We start from the raw sequence: 21,774 nt of genomic DNA on the forward strand, positions 1-21,774 counted from the left end.
ACAGTCCGTTGCGGTCCGCGACCGCTGCAACTACGTGCAGGCGCGGCGGCAGGAGCCGGTCGCAGAGGTCAGGATCACCTTGGTGGATGTCACGACGGTTGGTGGTCGCACAACCATAGGCGAGCTGCTCGAACGTTCCTCGCAGCCCCGCGCCGACATCGCGGGCACTGGCCTTGGATGCGATCAGCGACTGGCAGTACCGCCGAACTAATGGTCGAGATATCCGTGTTGGGTTACCGTAAGCGGGAGTCTAATCGCCTCCGACGAATTCCGCGATCTCTACCTGTCATCTGGCGCCGATACCGATCCGTCGCTCCAGCCCACGAGGTAACGCATGAACAACGAGGCTTTGCTTCCGCCCGTTCCGGCGCCACGGCCGGCCGCCACCCCGGCGGAGCGTCTGCTCTCCGAACGGATCTTTCTGCTTGCCGACGCCCACGGCCTGCAGGTACCGGCCGGCCTCGATCCTCGCCACGGAGGGCTGGCGATCTGCGGCGGCCGAACCGACCCATTCACAAAGATTAAAAAACTGCAGGATGAGGGCCATTTCGAGCCGCTCGTCGGCGACCCTGGCTTTTACACCAAATACGTCGCGACGCCTGACGATCCCTTTGTGCTCGACGGGCAAGATAATTTGTTCGGTACTAGATTGGAAGGAACCCTGGATAATCAAATCCTCTGCGGTGCGACGGTTGCGCTGACACCCACCGGCTACCTGCGAGCCGGAGACCGAGCCGCGCTGCGTGCAGTAGTCGAGGGCGCCAAGAATCTTGACAGGACCGACACGATCGTCGTGATTCCGGCCGCCGTTGACTGGCTCGTCGACCCGCACCTCAACCTGTTCACCGCAGCGCTTGCGGACATCCCGCACCCGGTAGCCCTCGCTCTCGGAGGACAGTTCAACCCACTCGACAAGAGGGAGAAGGCAACCGCGAACCTTCGGCGTCTGCTCATCGCCGTGCCAGGAGTCGCTCCATGGCGCACCGACTTCGCCGCGTTCGACGGCGTTGCCCACGGCGCGCCGTTCGCCGCAATGGGCGCCACCAGTGGTCTGCGCCATACTATCCCACCGGGCGAGAAGGCACAGACCGCCAACAAAGGCGGCGGGCCGGTACCGCCGACCGTGCTCTTTCCCGAACTTCTACGCTTCACCAGCGGCCGCACGCTCGCAACCCGTTACGCCAACCATCAACCCCCGACATGCGACTGCGTGGTCTGCCGAGGCAGGCCGCTCACCCGTTTCGAGGGCTACGAGGGAGATATCCGCGCAGAAGCGAACGCGCATAATGCTGCCACATGGAACGGGCTACTCCCCTCTCTTTTTCACGAACCGGGCCTCGGGGAACGGCAGTCCCGGTGGAAGAATATTTGTGTTGCCGCCTGTCAGGCCCACGAGATCGAGGCTGTCCGACTTCGACAGAAAAAAGCTTTCGAGCCATCAAAGGACATTCGACGGTTCGCGACTCTCCCGGTTACGCATGCCAAAACTCCGCTGCCTGCTCACGGGTCGTAGGATATTCGGCCAGGTACGCCCGGTATGCCTCCTCAGCGAACCACCATCTCCGGGCCGAGACTCGCACGGGCCGGTAGGGCTCCGGCGCGACCAGCATTTCGACGCCCGAACTTCCATTCATGAGAAACAGGCCGACACCGTAGAAATCCGCCTCCACGCAGGCCGCCGACAAGTCCCGGGGTGCGCGATCCAAGACGATCGCGCGAGCGCAGAACGGCGTGAACCGGCCTGCCCGTTCCAGCCCCAGCCGCCACCCACGAGCGGAGATCACCGCCAACTCGACGTTCACCGGTGGACGAGCAAGCCTGATCACCGACTCATCACCGACGCATAGGCACCCGGACGGCGCTTTGGCGACGGTGCGCCGCTCCCGTCCACCGAGGCTCGCGTGGCTGACCGGCCGGCCCAGCGGGAGATTCAACAGCAGATCCAGTACGCCGACATCGACGACCGCGCCCAAACCATCCCCTTGGCGCCGGTTGTGCTCCTCCTGGTCCAGGCCCAGGCACAGGAGGACCTCGGCCCCCAGAGCATTGAAGCGACGGGCCCGCCCCGCGGCGGGCGCAAGCTGGGCTGCGACCGCGGATGCCCCGCACTGCAGCACGGGCGGCAAGCTCACGGAGCTGGACACAGCATCAACTCTGCCGCACCCGGACCTCACCCGCCTAGCCCTGTCTTCCGCACATGGGGTTTCGATGCGTCGACCGGCCCGGTTTTCGATCATGGTGGCTGGGTCGGGTCGACGCTGAGGATGTCGAGGAGGAGTTGTTGCAGGGGGCCGGGCCGAGGGATGTAGGCCGGTGCTCCGTTGTGGGACGGGACGTAGCGCAGCTGGCTGAGGGCGGCGAGGACGAGCTGGCCCGTGGGGCGGGCGGGGCGGCCGGCGTAGAGGCCGGGGATCTTCCCGTCGGGGCCGGCGCCGAGGCGTGCTTGGCGTTCGATCAGGGAGAAGACCAGCAGGGCCAGGCAGATGACGTGGAGCAGGGCGTGGATCCGCTGGTTGGAACGCAGGAACATCGGGGTGACCGCGAGCGGGCCCTTGAACGCGCCGTAGCGGCGCTCGACGACTTCCTGGCCCTTGTAGCGTCGGAGGATCTCGGCGGGTCCGACAGCGTCGGGCAGGTTCGTCAGCAGCGCGTACCAGCCGTCGGTGGCCGCCTCGGCAGCGATCTTCTGGTCGTCGAAGTGCCAGGTCAGGGAGGGTTTCCCGCTGTCCGGGTCGGTGACTGTCTCGGTGATCAGGTAGTCAGCGACGCGGTGTTTCGTGGCGAGGAAGGCAACCCGGGCGGTCACGGCGGCTTCGGTGCGGTAGAGGTGATGGGCCCCGGCGGCGCGGGCGAGGCTGTCGAGGGCGTCGCGGGCGCGGCCCAGCTTGAGCGCGCGGGCGGACGCGGCGGCCTGCGCGTTCGCGGACGACCAGACGAACACGGTGCGCACGGTGACGGGCGGGTCCTTCTTTCGCCGCCCGCGGATCGTGGTCACTCCCTCGCGGGCGCGGTAGGTGGCGCGCTGGTGGGCGGGCTTGTCCCGGTCTCGGTCGGCGACGAAATCAATGATCGTGGCGGTGGCCCAGTCCTGGTCGGCGAGGACGGCGGCGGGCACGACGGCCTTCGGCGCGGGGGCGAGGAACTCGACCCCGGGAGTGGAGGTCAGCGCGGTCAGGTTGGTGTGCGAAACGAGTTTCGAGTCCCCGACCAGCAGGAACCGACGCTCGCCAGCGATCTCGCGCAGGGCGCGCATCGCGGCGTCGACCTGGGAGACCTCGGCCGCGCCGCCGTCGTAGGCGCGGTGCAGCAGCGGGATCCCGCCATCGCCGGCCACCGCCAGGCCGGCCTGGACCTGCTTGAGGTCGCCCCGGCGGTCCTTGGGATGACCGAACCGGGGCGTGGCGTAGTCGCTGTCGGGGTTCGGGTAAGCGCCGTACAGCGAGATCGATGTCATGTCCCAGTGCATCCGGGACACGTCGACCCCGAACGCGGTGATCGCGGCGGCGCCGACCGAGCCGACGACCTGCTCGCACTGGTCGGCGAGGGCGTCGAGCGCCCGTCCGACCCTGTCGTCGTTGAGCAGGTCGGGGCTGATCCCGAAGGTCTCCTCCACGGCCCAGGTCCGGGCCCAGGACTCGACGTGCAGCAGCGGTGTCGGGGCGGTCAGCCGGTTCGCGACCAGTGCGGTAATGACCTGACCGTGGCTGAGGTCAGCGACATCCCGGCGGATCGGGCAGAGCCGGTCGATCGTGCCGGCGACGTCGAGGCGGTGCAGGAAGTCCCGGATCACCGGCAGCGGCCCGAGCGGCTTCTCCACGCTCGGGGGGCCGTAGGAGACCACCTGCCCCGTTCTCATCCTGACTGGCACAGCCCCGAACCGTGCCAGCCCGAACACTTCCCGCACCAGCGATCCCGACACCGACCAGCCAATAGATCACGTAACCAGCACACCGCACGCACGTGCGGAAGACAGGCCTAGCCTGCGCGCCTCAACGGTGTGCTCTCTTTCCGGTCCTTCAACGACTGCATCACAGCATCGGCTCACCCCAGCGCCCACGTGTAGTGCATCTGTCCTGCAGCGACAGGCGGACCAGCGCCGACGACACCCACGGGGGGCACATTAACTTGACGTTGTATTAACTGGAGCTCATACTCAGGAGGTGATCGTCGACTGGACGGAGGAGTTCGACCGCTGGCTCGCCCACGCGGAAGAACAAGGTGGCCGGCTCCTCACTGTCGCGATCGCGCTGATCGGATTCGACAAGAAGACGATCGGTGACGTCTTCTACACCAGCGCGGCAGCACGAGGAGAGGCGCTGATCGATGCCTGGCTGCGCCAGAAGGGAGGCCCCGATGACAGATGACGTCACGTTCATCCGTGGCAACGACCGCATCCGCCAGCTCGCCAGCCGGCCCGACATCGCCGCCGACGTCGCCCAGGTCCGCCAGGACATGGCCGAGGCGGACCGAACCCATGCCATGGGCCTGGCCGCGCTGCGGCGAGCCGCCGAACTTACCCAGGTCGAACTCGCCCGGCGCATGGGCGTCACCCAGGCCGCCATCAGCCGTCTGGAACAACCCCACGACCTGCTGCTGTCCACCCTCAACGCCTACCTGGCGGCCATCGGCGGACAGGTCAGCATGATCGTTCGTTTCGCGGACGGCCACGAAACGGTCCTCGACCTCGCCCAGATCGCATAGTCCGGATCCACCAACTCGCCCGATGCAGGTCATCCGGGATCAAAGTGATCAATGCCCCCGTCAGCCGGGTGAGACGCCCTTCGGCACCCGCTGCTCGCCACCGGGACCAGCGGCCGCAGAGAAACGAGCGTGATCTTCGGATCCATCGAGTGAACCAACGCGCTGTAACCACCGCTTTCGCGGCTGCGTACTGTAGTACTACTGCAACGGGGACAGACGTCGGTGGACGGTGCGCCGAGGGCTACGGATCAAGAAGTTGGGGGTTCGAGTCTCTGCGAGCGCGCGCTGGTTGAGGCACCTCAGAGCCCCGCGGACGTCCCACCGTCGCCCTCGCCATCATCACGCTCCGTAGCATCCGGCCGAGTCGGTGAGGCCAGCCGGCCGAGGATGCCATCCATGCTCGCCGCCGTCCCGCGGCGGACGTCTTCCAGGACATCGATGTAGATGTCGGCTGTGGTCGCGATCCGGGTGTGACGCAGCAACGCCCGGATCTCGTTGAGATCCACCCCGGCGCGGAACAGCAGCGTCGCCGAGGTATGTCTCAGATCATGAACGCGTGTTCGATGGACGCCGGCATCCGCACAGACCTTGTCCCACCAGCGGTTGACGTTCCGCGGCTGGATACCGCGACCGGTGGACGTGGTGAACACCAGCCCGTCATCCTGCCATTCCGTCGCCGCTGCTTACGCCGAATCTCCACCGTGCCCGCGTCCAGGTCGACAACGTCCCAGCGCAACCCGAGCGCTTCCCCCTTGCGCAGGCCCAGCGCCAGCATGAGCATCCACAACGCGGCGAGCCGATCGACGAGCGCCACCGCCAGGACTCGGCCCGCATCCGCATCCGACAACGCCCGCACCGGCGCATCGTCTTTCCGCGGCGGCTGGACCAGCTCCGCGACATTGCGCACCATCAGTTCTTCTCGGACCGCGTCGGTCAACGCTTCGATGTGCCGGGGCCGGACCACTGAGAAGTGCCTCCGGTCGAGCGTCGCCACCTGGCGGACGCCGAGCCGCTCGGCAAGGGTAATCACCGCAGCGTCGACCACACCCAACGGGAAGTCCGCATACCGGCGCACGAACTCGGCCATCCGCCGGACGTCATCCCGAGTGATCTCGACAAACTCAAGTTCCCCGGCGGAAACCAGTTCGAGAAAATCCGCCTCGGCTTCGGGGCCGCGGAACTTCTCGACCAGCCAGCAGACCTCCACGACGACCGGAGAGGGCACCAGCAGCCGGCCCTTCCCACGCGCGAGTCTCCCCAGCAACTCGGAGCACACCACATGATTCTTGTCGGACCGGTCAGCCGCGGCAACCAGAGGCCCCGTATCGAGAAACGTATTCATCCAGGAAAGCTCAAGCCTTCCCGGATGATTTCACTGTGCCGCTCCGACAAATCACCACGCCCGGACTCCATGCTCCCGATGAACGACAGGAGACCTCGCCGGACCGGAGTATCCTCCCCTTCTTCCGCCCCCACCAGCGGCGAGAGCTCCGGGTCGGACTCGACCAGCACACGCAGATGCCGCACCTGGGCCAACGAAAGCCTGTCCACCAGGTGGTGCATATCCTCGTAGTCGTACGCTGCGGTCACGCATCCAGTGTACCGGCGACAACCGGACACCGTCCCCGCCACAACAGCACACACGCTCTTCCACTCGTGCCGACGCGGTCCGCAGAGCGCTGGTCGGTTCGGCACCGTGGGTGCGGCGTAGGTGCGCCGTGCGGGCCGCCTGGACGCGAAGCTCCTCACATTCCGTCACTGCGGCTGAGAACGGCACTGTACTGCAGTTGTACTGCAACGAAGGTGGACGTCGGTGGACATACCGCCGAGGATTGCTGCGAGCGCGTACCTCAGAATCTTCGGTGACCGCGATCGACTCCGCAAGCATGCCCGCCACCACCCGGGACGGCAGCACCACCGTCACCCACTGCTCGAGGTACTCCCCCACCGTCATCCGGGTGGACACCACCGGCACGCCGTCATCAATGCGGGAAATCGGGGACGCTACGCCCGGAATGGCGGCATGGCGTATCCCAGCTTCCGCAGGGCTGCGCGAAAATCGGCCTCGTGCTGCACAGGTACGGCGATATGACGCTCGCCCATCAGACTGCACAGTGAGCGGAGTTTGCGGTCACTGACGAGGAGTGCGGCGGTCGCTTTGTCCGCGCATTCGACCACCCGTGCCAGCCCGAGGTCGCGCAGCTGGCCGGCGCGGGCAGCGACGTCCTCGAAGAGCCTGGTCACGGTGGCCGGTAGGTCGTGGTCCGCACGGTCGCCCAGAAACCGCCGCAGATCCTCGGCCGGTCTACCCGCGTCGATCGCGGCCATCAACGAGCGGATACTCAGAGCCCAGACTCGGTCGGAGGTTCGCTGCCCGTAGGCGTTCAGAAAAAGTTCGTCGGCCGGTTGGACCTCGCCGACGACCACGATGTCCAGACTCGGCAGGACCTTGAGCGCTGGACCGGCTTCGGCGCCGTCCTGCTCGGGCTCGTACCGGTCCGCCAGGCCGAACACATAGGCGCCGAGGGTGTTCATCCGGACGGCGTGCAATCCGTCGTACCGGCTGAGGAAGTCCAGGCCGTCGGCGCCCCAGTTGCCGCGGAAGTCGTCACAGGCGTCAACAGGATCACCACAGGTGAGATCGAACAGGCCGAGCGTGCCTGCGTACTCAAACAGCAGACACAGCAGGTACCGGCCTTCCAGCAGCGACCAGTCGTGGAACCCGTCGTATCCCAGGCTGCCGTACTGCGGATCTTCGATGTACAGTTTCCAGACATCCCGTGCGACGGTGAACGGCGGTCCGCCACGCCGTATCCGGGCGAACAGCGTGTCCACCTCCACCCATTCGCCTGGCGGGCAGGTTGCGAGCGCCGCGGCGACAGCCTTACGCCGGGGACCTGCCGCGGTCAGCGCGCGGGCGGACCGCTGGCCCTTGATCGTCTCGATCCGACTCATCTCGTCGAGGACCGCATGACTGACCCAGCGCCGCCACAGTTGCCGGATCGTCTCCGCCGCCGGCTTGGCCAACGCTGCCCGGCCCCGCGCGGTCAGCGCGAGACGCCCGCCGGCAATCTCTGCCAGCCCACCAACCTGCAACAGCAGCGGCCAGGCGAACGCCGCGATCGGCTCCGTGAGATAGAAGTCGCCGCCGAGCAACACGCCGGCGACCGCGGCGACGGTCGCCGTGCCCGGCCGCTGCGTCTTCTCGCTACACCGCAGTTTGCCGGCCGCGCACAGCTGCAGAACGGCGAGCGTGTTGGCCTGGGCCTCCCGCGCCGTCAAGCGAACGGCTAGCCCGTCCACCCCGGATGACCTATCCGTCGTTGCATCCACATCCTGCGCCACGGCCATGCCCACCGACTCTATGTCCCGCCCCGACGGCAGGATCCACGGGGACTCGGGATCGGGATCGGGATCGTTGAAGGTGCGGAGCGCCGTGTTCCGCCCCTGGAACCTACCGGCTGCGATGGACACCGTTACAATTACGCCCAGGCTGACAGCCCGCCCTCCTGAAAGTGTGAGGGGCCCAGGGCTGAGAAAGGCCCTGCCCTTACACGCGTCGCCCAAGGTTCTTACCCAGGTACTTTTGCGTCCGCAGCCACAGCGGCAGACTCGTCGCTCGGGTTCAGGATCTACAGCGTCACACTTACGGTTGCTTACGTTGCGTGACCTATTGTACAGTCTGTCCAGTTCCGTCACGAATTGCGCGTTCGAAAGACGCTCCATCAGGGGCACGCTGGTTAAGGCAGGCCAGAGCCCCGCAGCCGATTATCGCTACGGGGCTTCTGCTCGTCTTGCGGCAACGGGTGTAGCAACCACACAGTCAGGCATCGGCACGCCGGATACGGAGCAACCCTCGGTGAACCACCGTCACCGTCCCGGCGAGATCGGCCAAATCATGATGCGTCACCAGGTTCTCCACCGCGGCCACAACCGAACGCGCCGACTGCTCGTCGAGCCGGAACACGACGATCCCGCCATGGGATCCCGGCGGGTACGACTGGATGTTGCCGAACCCGCGGTCCAACGTGACAACGTGACAACGATGCGACCCTCACGACCCGCGGCGGCAAGGACCTCCGGATCTGTACAGCCAACGAGCTTCTCGTCGAAAACCGTGTCAGCGTCGACCCCGAGCGCGGCGAGCCTCCCGGCTAACGAGACCGGAAGCCCTCGTCGATCTTGACCTTCACGGAGCCATGCTCAACGGAACGAGGTCCTCCCGGGCCAACCGTGCCCCGTAGGCGGCAGCCGCCCGCACACCCGACTCGTCGACAGACGGATACTCGGCCACGATCTCGCTGACCGACATGCCATCCGCCAGACAATCGAGCAACACGCTCACCGGCACCCTGGTACCCCGGATACATGCCTGCCCATGACCGACCGCAGGATCCGCCACGATCATAGCCAGTCGGTCAACTCCCATAGCTCAGTATGCGCCCACGGAGAGCCAGGACGGACGACAGCCACACTGACAGCCGAGCCCGCGAACAGCTACCGACCGGCGTACGTCCGTGGACATCCGATCCCAGGTCGCCGGACTCGGCGAACCTCAGCGGATGTCCACGGATGTTCACGGACGATCCAGAGCAAACCACGGATCTGATGCTTCTCGCTGGGCCGTTGCCGCTCCCGTTCCGGCCACCAGCTGCTGGTTGTTCGCTACTACTAGCGCGGATCCGCAACCGCAAGCAACGTATCGGCAGGCGGCTGTCGGCCGAGGCGAGCCACCATGTCCGGCGAGATTTCCGCAGACACCGCGGCCCTGGCCCACGCGGACCTGCTGAGCCTGCGGGTCGAGTTGTTCGCCTACGAGCCGTTCGCCGGGAGAGTGTGGGAGCTGTGGGAAAATGTCACCGCGTACGACGGTTGGCATGTCGCACTTGCCGAGTCGCTGGGCGCAAAGCTCGCCACGCTGGACCCCCGGTTGACCAAGGCCACAGGACCACGCTGCACCTTCGCGACCCCGTAGGCCGACCCTGGACTACCGAGCGTGACTGAGATCGCACAGATGATCTTGTATGGGTAAGCGGCCCGAATTCCGACAATGGGCGTTGTTGCCCGCCGACATGAGGGAACCCGCCCTTCTCGGCGATACGATCACCCTCAGAATAGGATAGATAGCTCCAGCTATAATAAGTAGAGCTATCAACATGAGGGCGGCATGGCGACCAAGCCCGTGGAGATGTTCGACCGCGACTTCGAATGGGCCGAACTGACCCGCTTCGCCCACCACCCCGGCCCCGAGGCCACGCTGGGCGTGGTCTCCGGACGGCGACGCCAGGGCAAGACCTTCCTCCTCGACGCCATCACCCGTGCCCACAGCGGTTTCCTGTTCACCGCCACCGAGACCACCGAGACCGACGCCCTGCGCCAGTTCGGTGAGGCTCTCGCCCGCTACCGCGACGAACCGGTCGCCTACCGCTTCGCCCACTGGGACGAGGCCGTCAGCCACCTGATGCGCATCGCCACGACTGGGCCCACCGTCGTCGTCATCGACGAGTTCCCGTTCCTCGCCAAAGCATCCCCCGCTCTGCCGTCCATCATCCAACGCGCCCTGGACCCGACGGCCCAGCGCACCAACACCCCCGTACGACTGCTGCTCTGCGGCTCGGCCCTGTCCTTCATGGGCCGGCTGCTGGCCGGCAACGCCCCCCTACGCGGCCGGGCCGGACTCGAACTCGTCGTCCCCACCCTCGACTACCGCCTCGCCGCCCAGTTCTGGGAGATCACCGACCCGCGCACCGCCGTACTCACCCACGCCATCGTCGGCGGCACCCCCGCCTACCGTCACGAGTTCACCCAAGGCGACACACCAGCCGGCCCCGACGACTTCAACCCCTGGGTCACCCGCACCGTCCTCAACCCCGCCCGCCCCCTCTTCCGCGAAGCCCGCTACCTGCTCGCCGAGGAACCCGACCTCCACGACACCGCCCTCTACCACTCCGTACTGGCCGCGATCGCCGCCGGCAACACCGCCCGCGGCAGGATCGCCGACTACCTCGGCCGGAAATCCACCGACCTCGCCCACCCACTGAGCGTCCTCGAGAACGTCGGCCTGATCCGCCACGAACCCGACGCCTTCCGCCGCAACCGCTCCGCCTACCGGATCGCCGAGCCACTGATCGCCTTCTACCACGCCGTGATGCGCCCCTACTGGGGTGACCTGGAACGCCCCGGCCGCGCCCCCGCCGTGTGGCAACGCGCCCAGCCCACGTTCCTCAGCACGATCGTCGGACCGCACTTCGAGAACCTGTGTCGCGAATGGGCCCGCTGGCATGCCACCCCCGACACCTACGGCGGTCATCCCTCCCGGGTCGCCGCCGGGACCGTCAACGACCCGGCCGCCAGGACCAGCCACGAGATCGACGTCGCGGTCTTCGGCCACCACGACTCCGAACGCGAAATCCTGCTCGCCCTCGGCGAAGCGAAATGGAACACAACCATGGGTATCAGTCACCTGCAGCGCCTCGACCACATCCGCAGCCTGCTATCCACACATACCGCCAACGGCGACTCCCCACGCCTGCTGTGTTTCAGCGGGGCAGGTTTCACACCCGAACTACACGAGGCCGCCGCCCACGACCACACCATCCAACTCATCGACCTGCAACGGCTTTACCAGAGCGAATAACAGACCATGATCTCCGCTATCCGGTCTGGCCCGAGGCCGGCCCCGCCAGGTTCGCGCGGGACCGGCCTCGAACGCATGTCAGCGGCCGTCAGGGACGGTGGCCACCCGGACCGACCGTCACCGTGACCGTAGCGGTGCTGACCGCCGCCGGCAGGCGAGTGGTGTCGATCGCGAGGAACTCGCCGTCGTCCTGCGTCCCGTTCGGCAGCACCTTCGGGTGGAGCTGGAACGGCGGGGTGCTGTTCGTGACGCCGTCGATACCGAAGTCGCTGTCGTTGCTGATGACGATCGTGCGCCCGCCGTCGGCGACCGCGACCCCTTCGATCTTGTCATGCCCGAAGAACCCGCCGGCCGGGTCGAGGCCGGTCAGCAGACCGCCCAGGTCGAGGTTGAGGCTCTTGGCGGCGGGGGTGATACCGACGGCGGCAAGCGCGACGGCCGCGTTCACCGTCGTCGCCGTCCCCACGTAGGCCTCGATCGTGCGCTGGCTGGGGCCGACGAGCAGGCCGCCCTTTGCCGCGTTGTAGACCGCGCCGGGCAGCGTCGCGGCCGGTCCGACATCGGTGGCACCGGTCAGGTCGATGCGGAACAGCTTCTTGTAGGCACCCGGCTCGGTGTGCCCGTCACGCTCGTCCACGAGGAAGGTCGTGTCGCTCAACGCCGTGATCTCGCTGACCGCGCCGCTGTTCACCTTCGGGTCGTCGAGAAGGTAGAGGTATTCGTGCGTGACGTGCGTACGCAGGCCGTAGGTGACGATCCGCAGGGTGGTGACACCGGCCGGCTTGGCGGTGAGGTCGGGCTGCGCCAACGCCTGCTGCATGGCTCCGACCAGGGTCTGCCCGTCGGGGGTGACCGTCAGCCCTTCCATCCCCTTGTTCGGCACCCTCTTGGCGAGCTCCGCCGGCAGCGACCCGTCGAACGGTGAGAGCCGCTCCATCGCGCGGCCGTCGCGGCCGAAGTGGGTGATGAACGGGCCGTACTCGTCCGATACCCAGAACGTACCGTCGGGCAGGGCAACCAGGCCCTCGGAGTCGTAACCGTTCGGGTCGGCCGGCAGCGGGTTGCCGTTGAGGTCGACGATGGTCTCGCCGGTGTTCGCCTGGCTGTTCACCCGACCCGAGTACGGTGAGCCGTCCGCCGCGCGCAATGGGATCACGCTTTTCAGGACGGCCTTGCCGTCGACGAGACGGAACCGGCCGATGGCCGGGTCGAAGTCCGGCAGCGCCTCGACCTTCACCCCGTTCGGTCCGTCGACGTTGGGACCGCGGTCGGTTACGCCGTAGTACTCGTCCGGTGAGCCGGGCACCGGATACAGCGACGAACCGAAGCCACCACCGGTAATCGGCACCCCGCCGATCGTCGCTATCGGTGGCACGTGCGTGGTGTAAAGCGACACCGCGTTACTGATCGAGTACGTGAAGGTATCATCGCCCATGAAGCCGGCCGCCGGGGTGTAACGGAACGACCCGTCCTGGTTCAGGCTGAGCGTGCCGTGGGCGGGTTGGGTGTGCCTGACCAGAGTCGCCGGCCAGCCGGTGTCGTTGTCGAGCACCCCGTCACCGCGCACGGTGAGAACTCCACCCGCCTTGACCCAGTACGCGTCGTCCTGCGCCGCGAGCGCGCTGCCCTGGTCAGGCGAATGGGCGGACGCGGCCCCGGCACCCATGACAGACAGGGCCACGGCACCCGCCGCGACTGCGGCTATTCCCAGACGGTTCATCCGTTCCTCCTCCGCGGCACGTCCCCCGACGCGCCGCGGGCAAGTCTCATCAGCACAGATGCACGGATGCAGTCGGGCGGGCGACCAACAGGCGACACGCACGCGGACAGCTGGACGACGGTGCGCGGACGGATCGGCCCGGACGGCTCAGCGCGGACGGCTCGGCGCGGACGGCTCAGTGATGGAACGAGGTGACGCCGTCATCCTCCTGCGGCCACGGGTGCCGATGCGGATCGGACAACCGGTTCACCACCCGGCGCAGATCCGCGACCAGCAATCCGGCCAGATCCCGGCTGAAGCCGTTGCGCACGACTATTCTGAGCACCGCCAGCTGCTCGAGCGCCGGCGGGAACCGGTATGCCGGTACCAACCAGCCACGGGTGCGGAGCAGCTCGGAGACATCGAAGACGCTGTATTCGCTGACCTCATCCCGCAGCGCGAACGCGAACGCCGGGATACCGCTGCCATCCGAGACCAGTTCGAACGGCCCCAGTTTCGCTACCTCATCAGCCAGCCAGCGGGCATTGTCCCGGCAGGTCTGCGTCACCCGCCGGTATCCCTCCCGACCCAGCTGCAGCAGTGTGTAGTACTGCGCGACCACCTGGGCACCCGGCCGGGAGAAGTTCAGCGCGAATGTCGGCATGCTGCCGCCCAGATAGTCCACCTCAAAGACCAGCTCGGACGGCAGCGCCGCCTTGTCGCGCCACAGCAGCCAGCCCACCCCCGGATAGACCAGTCCGAACTTGTGGCCGGAGGCGTTGATGGACGCCACCCGATCCAGCTGAAAATCCCAGACCAGATCCGGATCGCAGAAGGGTGCCACGAACCCGCCGGAGGCGGCGTCGACGTGCACCGGCACATCCGGGCCACCCGACGCCGCGAGGCGGTCGAGGGCAGCCACGATCTCGGCCACCGGTTCGTAGCTGCCGTCGAACGTCGATCCGAGAATCGCCACCACCCCGACGGTGTTCTCGTCGCACCGGGCGACCGCCTCGTCCGCGGTCAGGTGGGTGCGCCCCGGTGCGAGTGGCACCAGCCGCGGCTCGACATCCCAGTAGCGGGCGAACTTCTCCCAGCAGACCTGCACGTTGGCACCCATGACGATGTTGGGATGATCGGCGGGCCGGCCAGCCGATCGGCGCCGGGTCCGCCAGCGCCGGGTCAGCGCGAGGCCGGCGAGCATGCACGCCTCGGAGGAGCCGGTCGTCGAGCAACCGACCGCGTTCTCGGCGTCGGGCACGTGCCACAGGTCCGCGAGCATGTTCACGCAGCGCGCCTCCAGTTCGGCGGTCTGCGGGTACTCATCCTTGTCGATCATGTTCTTGGGGGCGCACTCGGCCATGAGCCGGTCCGCGAACGGATCCATCCAGGTGGTCACGAACGTGGCCATGTTCAGCCGCGCATTGCCGTCGAGCATCAGCTCGTCGTGCACGATCTGGTATGCCGTCTCCGGAGCGATCGGCTCCTGCGGCATCCGGAACCGCGGAACCACGACCTCCTCACCCGGGCGGATGAACTGCGGCCGGATGCCGACCGTCTCCTGTGCCCGCTCGCCGCCCGCCTGGCCGTGTAGGGCCATCGCCGGTGCACCTCCTGCTCCAGATAGTCCTGCTCCAGATAGTCCTGCGCCAGCCAGTCCTGCTCCAGATAGTCCTGCGCCAGCCAGTCCTGGACTCGATATGACACCGGCGGCCTGCCGGTCGGGCCGGTGGTATGCCGGTGGCGTCCGCACGTAGCCTGGCCGGCACAATGGAGCAGGTGAGTTCCCAATCGTTCGCCGACTACTTGTCAACCTTGGACGAGGCGTCGCTGATCACACTGCTGGAGGCGCGCCCGGACGTCCTGATCGAGCCGGTTCCGCGAGGTTTCATCCAGCTGGTTTACCGGCTGGATGGCACGGATTCGCTCGTCGCGGCAATGCGGACGCTGAACCGGGACACGGTACGTGTCGGGCAGGGCCTCGCCGCGCTGGGCGGGTCGGCGGCTGTGCCCGCGCTGGCGGCCTGGCTGGGTGCTTCGCAGGATGCCGTCGGCGACGGTGGTGCCGAGCTGTGCGTCCGTGGCCTGGCCTGGCGTGACTCCGGTGCGCTGCGGCTACCCGAACGGCTTCTCACGCACTGGTCGGCGGACATCGGCGCCGCCCGCCCGGTGGAGACGATGGCCCGTTCGGCCCTCGTGGCGGACCTGCGCACCGCGGTCCAGGCGCTCGGGGCCGACGCCGACGGCCTGGGCAAACCTGAGCTGGGTACGCGGCTGTCCGAACTGATGTCGGAAACCGATCGGCTCATTACGATCATCTCTGGGCTTCCGGACAGGACGCAGAATCGGCTCAAGGAGCTCCGGCGCGGCCTGGCCGGCGACTACTCGTGGCGCATCGACTACGGGTCTCCCAGTTCGATCAGCCAGACCGAAGCCCTGATCGCCGCGGGTCTGGTGCTGGTCAGCAACCGCCAGCCCGAGCTGCCCCGGGAAGTCGCGGTCGCCGCCTGGCGGGCCGATACCGACCTGGCCCTGACCGGCCGGCCGATGATCCCCCACCCGGACGTCGACGCGACGATGGTGCGTTCCGGCGCCCAGGCCGCCGCCGAAGGTGCGGTGGGGCGGGTGACGGCCCTTCTCGACGAGGCCCGCGCCACACCTGTGGTGGCCCTGAAAAAGGGTGGAGTGGGGCCTCGGGAACGGTCGCGGCTCGCGAAACGACTGTCCATGCCCGAGGGCGACCTCCTGCTGTGGATCGATCTCGCGTACGCCGCCGGCCTGCTGGGCCTGACCGACGGCGGGTATGCGCCGACATCGGACTACCAGGATTGGCGCGCCACTGAGACGGGCCGGCGATGGGCCGTGCTCGCGTCGGCGTGGTTCGCCCTCGAGCACGCGCCGTCCAGCCGGGAGATCGAAGGTGACAAGGAGGTCCCGCCGCCGCTGCCACTGATGTCCGGGGCAGGCTGGCTACGGCGGACGATGGTGGGCGCGGCCGGTTCGGCTGGCCCGGGTGCTTCGGTTCGCGCGACCGGCCGGGAAATCGACTGGTTCTGCCCGCTGCACGGGTATGACCCCATCCGGCGCGACGACAAGATCGCCGCAGCGGTGCGGGAGGCGGAACTGCTCGGAGTGGTCGCCGTCGACGTGCTGTCCGAACTCGGGGAACACCTGCTGGCCGTCAACGAGGTCGACGGGGCGGCACCGGCCGATGCCGTCGAGGAACTGGCACGACGGTGTGGCGGGCTGCTGCCCGAAGCCACGTTCAGCGTGATCATTCAGTCGGATCTGACCGCCATGGTGGCTGGCCAGCCCAGTGCGGGCGCCGTCCAGCTGCTGCGCGACGCCGCCGTCGCGGAGTCTCGCGGTGCCGCCGGGACGTGGCGTTTCACGTCGTCGAGCGTGCGTGCCGCTCTGGACGCCGGGTGGGCCGCGGACGACCTTCTCGCACAGCTGCGCACCATGTCGGCTCATGCTGTGCCGCAGCCGTTGGAATACCTCATCACCGATGTCGCACGCCGGCACGGCCATGTGCGCGTGCGCGGCATGCGCTGCTGCGTCGTCGCCGACGAGGCGACGACCACCGAGGTCCTGCACACCCGGTCGCTTGCCAAACTGCAGCTCAGCCGGCTGGCACCCACCGTCCTGGCAAGCCCCTTGAAGCTTGAGGTGATCCTGACCCGGCTGCGCGAGGTCGGCTTCTACCCGATCGCCGAGGACGCCGCCGGCACGATGATCGTGCCGCGCCGCCAGGAACACCAGGGCTCCCCCCGCTTCAACAGCCCCGCCCGCAGGCCACCACGGGTCTCCCCGGTTGATCTCGCCCGCCGGCTGGCCGCGCATCCCGACGACGACACGATGCCGGACGCGGGCGCGCTCAGGCTGTTGGCGCGGCTGAACACCCGCCTCAACGAGGCGGAACTGGCGCTGTTGGCCGACGCCATGGACCACTGCGGCGACATCGTCATCACCTACCGGGACGCCAACGGCACCCGGACGGTTCGCAAGATCCAGCCACAACAGCTCTACGGCAAGTGGATCGACGCCTGGTGCCACCTGCGCAACGCCCAACGTGAGTTCTCCGTCGCCAACATCGAATCCGTCAGCCCCGCATCCTGACCCCTCTGATCCCTCTGATCCTTCTGATCCTTCTGATCCCTGGACGCCGATCATCCCTCAGATCTGCTCCGGCCGTCTCCACCACCGCGGCGCCAGCTCCCACCGGGCCAGGTCGGCACGCATAGTGGCGAGGTCGACCCCTTCCTCTCCGCGTCCGAGCGCGGCAAGGCTTTCGGTGATCCGAGCGACGGCCCGCGAGTCACTGAGGATCTCCACCGTCATCTCGAGGCCTTCGAGATCGTCGACGGACAGCAGGACCGCTTCGGCCTCACCGTTGCGGGTCAGCATGATCCGTTCGTGCTGCGTGCGTACCCGGCGTGACAGCTCGGACAGGCGCGCCTTGGCCTCGGACATCGGCACGGGAGTCGCAGCGATCGTCATGGTCACAAGTGTCGTCTGAAGAGGTCTGAATTCAGACGACATAGAAAAGATCGTTCTTGGAATTGAGGCCAGACCCCACCAGAAGTGCAGTCCTGCAAGAGCGCGACCGGGCGCGCTCCCAGTGATGGGCACTCCTCCTGGCCGGGGCGGGCGCGTATCGTGACATTCTTTACCCATGGTTGACGGGGGTGGGGTCACCGACACACCGGCGTCCGATGACGGCGGTCGCTACGACTTCTTCGTCAGTTACACCGGCGTGGACGTCGCCTGGGCGGCGTGGATCGCGTGGCAGCTTGAGGCCCGGGTGCGGTTCGGTGAGCGGTCCGACGAGCGGTCCGCGCGGGTGTTCGTGCAGGCGTGGGACCTCGTCCCGGGCACGAACTGGGCAACCAGGATGCACCTCGCGCTGCCGGCCTCAGCCCGGGTGGTGCCTGTCCTGTCCCCCACCTATCTGAGCGACTCCCGGTACGGAAACGCCGAGTGGCTGGCGATCTGGCCGGATGACCCCGAGGGGGCCAAGCGTCGGATCGTGCCGGTCCGGGTCGCGGACTGCCAGCCCACCGGTCTGCTGCGGTCAACCACCTACATCGATCTGGTCGGCCACGACGAGACGGCCGCCGCCGACAGGCTGTTGGCGGGGATCACCGCTTCCATCGAAGGCCGGGCGAAGCCCACCGTCGCCCCGCCGTTCCCCGGTACGGCCGCACGACCCGCATTCCCGGGGTCGGATGACCAACCGGTCGTCCCCAGGCAGGCCGTCACGGCCAGGATAACCGCGGGCAGGCCGGGCAAGGCCACGGAGCCGGCCGTCACCGTGCTGCACATCTCCGACACCCAGTTCGGGGCGCACCACGTGTTCGGCCGGGCCGGGCGCACCGAGACCGACCGCGCCCACGCGTCCCTGTTCGCCCGGTTGCACGACGACCTGCGAGGCCGAGCCGAAACCGAGGGCCTGCGACCCGACCTCGTCGTGGTCACCGGTGACCTGGCCGAGACCGGCGACGAGGGCGAGTTCGACCAGGTGTACGACTTCCTTGTCGCATTGGCGGAGCGCCTGGAACTCGACCGGAACCGGTTCGTGGTCATCCCCGGCAACCACGACGTCAACCGGCTGCTCTGCCAGTCCTACTTCCTGCGTGAGCAGGCCTTCAAGCGGAATCCCCAGCCGCCGTACTGGCCGAAGTGGGAATGCTTCGACGCCCTGCTGCGGCGGTTCTACGGTGTCGACGCCGCGATCGGCTTCGGTGTCGGCGCCGAATGGTCGCTGGTCGAGATCCCCGACCGCAAAGTCGTGGTGGCCGGGCTGAACTCGACGATGGCCGAAACGCACGAGGAGCACTACGGCTGCCTCGGGGAACACCAGCTCCGTACCGTCGCCGAGGCGTTGGGCGGCTACGAGCGGGACGGCTGGCTGCGGATCGGTGCCGTGCACCACAACCCGATCCGGGGCGCCACGTCGGACGACGAGAACCTGCGCGACGTCGACGACCTGGACCGCATCCTCGGCCCGCACCTGAACCTGCTGCTGCACGGCCACACCCACGACGGCCGGGCCAGCTGGTTGTCCTCCGGGCTGCCGGTCGCGTCCACGGGCAGTGCGGCGGTCGATGCGCAGGCCCGCCTGTCGGAGGTGCCGAACCAGTATCAGCTGATCCGGATCGACCGGGACGGGTTCAACCGCTATGCCCGCCGCTACGAGCCGGACCAGAAACGTTGGACGGGTGACCTGCGGGTCGACCCGGCCGGTGACTCGTGGTCGGTGCGCACACCGCACGCGTTCCGGTCGGTGCAGGCGGCGTTTCCGTCCCCGGCCGGGGACGACGAGGAGGGTGAACCAGGCCGGCGCCCGCGCGAGCGGTATGGCCGGGACATGGATGGCGACGGCCTTCCTGACGGGTTGTCCGGGGCGCCGCGGCGGCGGCAACCGGACACGCTGGACGAAATCGCCGAGGTGGCCCGGCTACGCCACCCGCACGCGACGGTCGAGCGGGTCGAGGCGTCCGGCGAGCGGCCCGCGCACCTGCGGGTACGGCGGGCCGAAGGCCAAGTGGTGGAACAGCGGGTGATCGGTCTGGTTGACGGCGAACTCGTGAACAGCGAACTGGACGCGGCGGCGGTCGACGCATTCGCCATGACGGTCCGGGCGCCGTACCTGGCCGCCTTCCCCAGCCTGTTCACCGACCTCGTCTACACCGGCGGGGTGCAGGCCGCGCCGGAGCTGGTCGACCACGCCGAGCGTCGCGGGGTGCGGCTGCTGAGCATGCCCGAGTACCAGGGTGTGCTGGACCTGCGCGGCTATGTTGAGCGGCAGACGGCCCGGCTGCGCGCCGACCTGGACTACCCACCGGAGCTGTATGTGCCGCAGCGCATCCGACGGGTCGACCGCACGGCCGCCGCGATCGGCGGCACCGCGACAAGCCCCGTGACCGACCCTGCCCTCGATCAGATCGTCGAGTGGCTGACCACCGACGAGGCCCGGTTCATCCTTGTGCTCGGCGATTCCGGCCACGGCAAGACCTTTCTGACGCACGAGCTCGCTCTGGCGTTACCCCGCCACCTGCCGCACGTCGACCCGATGCTGATCGAGCTGCGGCAGCTGGAGAAGTCCCTCGAGCTCGACCGGCTCGTCGCCCAGCATCTGGTGGACTCCCAGGTCCGCCGGCCGGACCTGGACGCCTTTCGCTATATGCTGGGTCACGGCCGACTGATACTGATTTTTGATGGTTTCGACGAGCTCGCGGCCCGCGTCACCTATCAGCGCGCGGTCGCGCACCTGGACACCCTGCTGGCCGCTCTCGACAATCAGGCGAAGATCGTCGTGACGAGCCGGGCCGAGTTCTTCCTCACCGATGGCGAGGTGTTGAAGAAGACCGGGGAGAAGGTCGAGCGGACGTTCGGCCGGTTCATCGTCCGGCTGGAAGACTTCGGCCCCGAACAGATCCATGACTTTCTGGTCGGACGCTTCACCCGCACGCTGTCGGTGGAGTTTCCCGACACCGACGCCCGCCGTGTGGAAGCACAACAACGGGCAACAGCCCGCCTGGATTTGATAAAGGAGGTGCGGGACCTCCCCGACCTGGCACGTAACCCACGACTGTTGTCGTTCATCGCCGAGCTGAAGGAGGACCGGCTATACCAGGCGCGCCAGCGTGGCGGCTCGGTGACCGCGGCGGACCTGTATTGGGGGCTGGTGGGCCAGTGGCTGGCCTACGAGTGCAAGCGGTCACCGGAGCTGACGGTCGACGAGCGGAAGGATGCCGTCACCGAGCTGGCGGTGGCGATGTGGCGGGACGGCGAGGCGTTCATCGATGTGACCAGGCTGACCGAGATCGCCGCTGGTGTGCTCCGGTCGATGCGTGATCCGCGGGGCCTCACCCCGGACGAGACCGCGCATCTGCTCGGTTCGGGTACGGCGCTGCGCCGGGACGCCGACGGCCGGTTCTCCTTCATCCACTGGTCGGTGATGGAGTATCTGGTCGCAGCCAAGATCGCCCACCAGCTCGCGGAACGGAGTGCGGTGGCCGGCGAAGCCGGTAACCTGCTCGCGGCGCGAGAGATGTCGGAACTGATGGCCGACTTCTTCACCGATCTGGCCGGCCGGGATGCGGCGGCTCGGTGGGCGCAGGACACCGTCGACGACGCGGACGCACCCGGGGTGGCGAAGGCGAACGCGGTGGTCGTCGCACGGCGGCTGGGCATCGGGCTGCGGACGGGGGCGAAGCTGGCCGGTGCCGATCTCGCCGGCCATGATCTTTCCGGTCGGGATCTGCGGGGTGCTGACCTGCGGCGGGCGAACCTGACCGACGCCCGGCTCGACCGTGCCGACCTGCGGGGTGCTGATCTGCGCGACGCGGTGCTCACCGGCGCCTTTCTGGCCGCGACCGTGCTGTCTGGTGCGGATTTGTCCGGGGCGAGGCTGGCTGGGGCGACGGTCCGCGATGTCAGCGCGGACCGGGTGGTCGCCCGCGGCGCGGATCTCACGGGTGCACGCTTCATCAACACGGACCTGACCGGCGCGGTGCTGACGGGTAGCTGGTGGGGGCGGGCGGCGATTCTCGGTGGGCGGCTCGACCCGGCCGTGGGCGCGCCGGAGCTGGCCGCGGCAGCGGTCGCCGGGCGGGATTCCGCGCAGGTGATGCTGCGGTCGCCGGCCTCACCGCAGTACGCGGTGGGGTTCTCCCCGGATGCCACCATGATCGTTTCTGGGAGTGGTGATGGCTCGGTGCGGCTGTGGGAC

Annotated in this window: 19 protein-coding genes; 8 read left to right on the top strand and 11 right to left on the bottom strand. The window is 67.9% G+C overall.

What is annotated here, in order from left to right; translation table 11 throughout:
• Positions 1-211, top strand: a 211-nt coding sequence (locus tag U9977_RS12350) for a hypothetical protein (protein ID WP_322749378.1), incomplete at its 5' end; no start/stop codon positions are given.
• A 123-nt stretch (positions 212-334) separates the two neighbouring features.
• Positions 335-1,513, top strand: coding sequence for a hypothetical protein (locus U9977_RS12355; RefSeq protein ID WP_322749379.1), 1,179 nt, complete (start codon positions 335-337; stop codon positions 1,511-1,513).
• Here the strand turns inward: U9977_RS12355 and U9977_RS12360 are convergent.
• Together U9977_RS12360 and U9977_RS12365 are read right to left on the bottom strand one after the other, a co-directional pair.
• Positions 1,473-2,132: a hypothetical protein gene (locus U9977_RS12360; protein ID WP_322749380.1), complete on the bottom strand. Its 660-nt coding sequence runs from the start codon at positions 2,130-2,132 to the stop codon at positions 1,473-1,475. The two genes, U9977_RS12355 and U9977_RS12360, sit on opposite strands and share 41 nt — an antisense overlap.
• 101 nt (positions 2,133-2,233) lie before the next feature.
• A complete protein-coding gene (locus U9977_RS12365) occupies positions 2,234-3,856 on the bottom strand; it encodes an IS1634 family transposase (protein ID WP_322749381.1) in 1,623 nt (540 codons plus the stop codon).
• Positions 3,857-4,160: 304 nt separating this feature from the next.
• Between U9977_RS12365 and U9977_RS12370 the strand changes: the two genes are divergently transcribed.
• Both U9977_RS12370 and U9977_RS12375 read left to right on the top strand, forming a co-directional pair.
• Positions 4,161-4,364 (top strand): hypothetical protein, encoded by a 204-nt coding sequence (locus U9977_RS12370; protein ID WP_322749382.1) that lies wholly within the window; start codon positions 4,161-4,163, stop codon positions 4,362-4,364.
• Complete coding sequence (locus U9977_RS12375; RefSeq protein WP_322749383.1) at positions 4,354-4,701, top strand: helix-turn-helix transcriptional regulator; 348 nt, start codon at positions 4,354-4,356, stop codon at positions 4,699-4,701. The genes U9977_RS12370 and U9977_RS12375 overlap by 11 nt, the downstream gene beginning before the upstream one ends.
• Positions 4,702-5,000: 299 nt before the next feature.
• Here U9977_RS12375 and U9977_RS12380 read toward each other — a convergent pair whose 3' ends face one another.
• The 6 genes from U9977_RS12380 to U9977_RS12405 form a co-directional block, all read right to left on the bottom strand.
• On the bottom strand, positions 5,001-5,351 hold the full coding sequence (locus U9977_RS12380) for a tyrosine-type recombinase/integrase (RefSeq protein WP_322749384.1): 351 nt from the start codon (positions 5,349-5,351) through the stop codon (positions 5,001-5,003).
• Positions 5,243-5,977: a PIN domain-containing protein gene (locus tag U9977_RS12385; RefSeq protein ID WP_416210584.1), complete on the bottom strand. Its 735-nt coding sequence runs from the start codon at positions 5,975-5,977 to the stop codon at positions 5,243-5,245. Before U9977_RS12385 ends, U9977_RS12380 begins: the two co-directional genes overlap by 109 nt.
• Before the next feature lie 62 nt (positions 5,978-6,039).
• Complete coding sequence (locus U9977_RS12390) at positions 6,040-6,291, bottom strand: hypothetical protein (RefSeq protein ID WP_322749386.1); 252 nt, start codon at positions 6,289-6,291, stop codon at positions 6,040-6,042.
• Between the two features lie 414 nt (positions 6,292-6,705).
• Entirely contained in the window at positions 6,706-8,052 is a 1,347-nt protein-coding gene (locus U9977_RS12395; protein WP_416210585.1) for a helicase-associated domain-containing protein, read from the bottom strand.
• Between the two features lie 472 nt (positions 8,053-8,524).
• Positions 8,525-8,728 carry a hypothetical protein gene (locus U9977_RS12400; RefSeq protein WP_322749388.1) on the bottom strand — a complete coding sequence of 68 codons (204 nt, stop codon included), beginning with the start codon at positions 8,726-8,728 and terminating at the stop codon, positions 8,525-8,527.
• A gap of 162 nt (positions 8,729-8,890) precedes the next feature.
• Entirely contained in the window at positions 8,891-9,130 is a 240-nt protein-coding gene (locus U9977_RS12405; protein WP_322749389.1) for a DUF433 domain-containing protein, read from the bottom strand.
• 306 nt (positions 9,131-9,436) lie between these two features.
• Here U9977_RS12405 and U9977_RS12410 point away from each other — a divergent pair, with 306 nt between their 5' ends.
• Together U9977_RS12410 and U9977_RS12415 are read left to right on the top strand one after the other, a co-directional pair.
• On the top strand, positions 9,437-9,676 hold the full coding sequence (locus U9977_RS12410) for a type II toxin-antitoxin system VapC family toxin (protein WP_322749390.1): 240 nt from the start codon (positions 9,437-9,439) through the stop codon (positions 9,674-9,676).
• A 192-nt stretch (positions 9,677-9,868) separates the two neighbouring features.
• A complete protein-coding gene (locus U9977_RS12415) occupies positions 9,869-11,338 on the top strand; it encodes an ATP-binding protein (RefSeq protein WP_322749391.1) in 1,470 nt (489 codons plus the stop codon).
• Positions 11,339-11,426: 88 nt separating this feature from the next.
• On the opposite strand, the gene U9977_RS12420 is transcribed toward U9977_RS12415, so the two are convergent.
• Positions 11,427-13,058, bottom strand: a complete 1,632-nt coding sequence (locus tag U9977_RS12420) for an esterase-like activity of phytase family protein (protein ID WP_322749392.1) — start codon at positions 13,056-13,058, stop codon at positions 11,427-11,429.
• Positions 13,059-13,233: 175 nt separating this feature from the next.
• Positions 13,234-14,637: a glutamate decarboxylase gene (locus tag U9977_RS12425; RefSeq protein ID WP_322749393.1), complete on the bottom strand. Its 1,404-nt coding sequence runs from the start codon at positions 14,635-14,637 to the stop codon at positions 13,234-13,236.
• Positions 14,638-14,807: 170 nt separating this feature from the next.
• On the opposite strand from U9977_RS12425, the gene U9977_RS12430 reads away from it, so the two are divergent.
• Positions 14,808-17,156, top strand: coding sequence for a helicase-associated domain-containing protein (locus U9977_RS12430; protein ID WP_322749396.1), 2,349 nt, complete (start codon positions 14,808-14,810; stop codon positions 17,154-17,156).
• A gap of 57 nt (positions 17,157-17,213) precedes the next feature.
• On the opposite strand, the gene U9977_RS12435 is transcribed toward U9977_RS12430, so the two are convergent.
• Positions 17,214-17,537, bottom strand: a complete 324-nt coding sequence (locus tag U9977_RS12435; RefSeq protein ID WP_322749394.1) for a type II toxin-antitoxin system Phd/YefM family antitoxin — start codon at positions 17,535-17,537, stop codon at positions 17,214-17,216.
• Between the two features lie 175 nt (positions 17,538-17,712).
• On the opposite strand from U9977_RS12435, the gene U9977_RS12440 reads away from it, so the two are divergent.
• Positions 17,713-21,774, top strand: a 4,062-nt coding sequence (locus U9977_RS12440) for a TIR domain-containing protein (protein WP_322749395.1), incomplete at its 3' end; no start/stop codon positions are given.

Origin of the sequence: Protofrankia sp. Cas8 (assembly GCF_963555845.1) — a bacterium.
Classification (GTDB): Bacteria; Actinomycetota; Actinomycetes; order Frankiales; family Frankiaceae; genus Protofrankia.